Raw genomic sequence first — 870 nt, 5'->3', positions numbered from 1 at the left:
TAATAAGTCGCCTGATATTATGGTGCCTAATGAAAAATCTCGTGGGTGTGAAACAAGAGCTGTTGCTGTCGCGGATCGGCGACGACGAGGCCAACCGACTGGTTATGGCGTTGCTGACAACAGCGCGACGGATCGACGCAGAATGCACCGAGCTGCTGGCCGAATACGAAATGTCCGAAGGACGCTTGGCGGCGCTCCTGGCCGTGTCCGCGGAACCTGGAATTGCCCCCGGTGCCCTCGCTGATCGTTTGGAGGTGAAAAGTGCCACCGTCACGGGCCTGCTCGACGGGCTCGAACGTCGTGACCTCGTCCGTCGGACAAGCGTCGTCGGGGACCGTCGCTCCATTTCGTTGCAGGTCACTTCGGCGGGCGAAGCCCTCCTTGCGGCGCTGACGCCCATGTACACGGATTGGTTGCATCACCTCAGTGCTGACATCGGCGCAAAAGATCGAGCGGCAGCCACCCGGGCTATGGCCACCATCCAGCGCAACCTAGACACGGACACTTCCGGTGGTTGAGCATGGTTCGCGGCGCCGCACGGGCATCGATCCCGAACGCTTACTCGAATTGAATGAGGGTCGAGTCGCATCTCGCACCCTCGCAGAGGCGCTGTCCGTGGACCAGGCGTTGCTGCTCGAAAACATCTTCCCGTGTGTGACTGACGAACTGCGTTCGTCAGTCACGCAAGCACAATCTCTGGGCATCCTCGCTCGGATGCGACACGTCGGCGCTGCGCTCGCTCACTCGGTCGACGAGGAAGAAACGGCACGCCTGGCCGCGCACCCGTCCGACACTGCGCGCGGGTGGAGTTGCTTCATCGTCGCCGCGATCGACAACATCGAACCCGCCGAGTTGTTGACCAAGATTCGT

Annotated in this window: 2 protein-coding genes; both read left to right on the top strand. The window is 61.4% G+C overall.

Annotation, left to right across the window (positions count from 1 at the left end; genetic code table 11):
• The first annotated feature begins 29 nt into the window (after nucleotides 1-29).
• On the top strand, nucleotides 30-518 hold the full coding sequence (locus R4P65_RS33030) for a MarR family winged helix-turn-helix transcriptional regulator (RefSeq protein WP_317829700.1): 489 nt from the start codon (nucleotides 30-32) through the stop codon (nucleotides 516-518).
• The coding region (locus R4P65_RS33025; RefSeq protein WP_317829699.1) for a hypothetical protein at nucleotides 511-870 on the top strand (360 nt) is incomplete at its 3' end. The genes R4P65_RS33030 and R4P65_RS33025, both read left to right, overlap by 8 nt.

The organism is Rhodococcus sp. IEGM 1318 (assembly GCF_033142465.1).
GTDB lineage: Bacteria > Actinomycetota > Actinomycetes > Mycobacteriales > Mycobacteriaceae > Rhodococcus_F > Rhodococcus_F qingshengii_B.
Note: the sequence above shows the minus strand (reverse complement) of the source record. Positions and strands in the feature narration are given on the sequence as shown.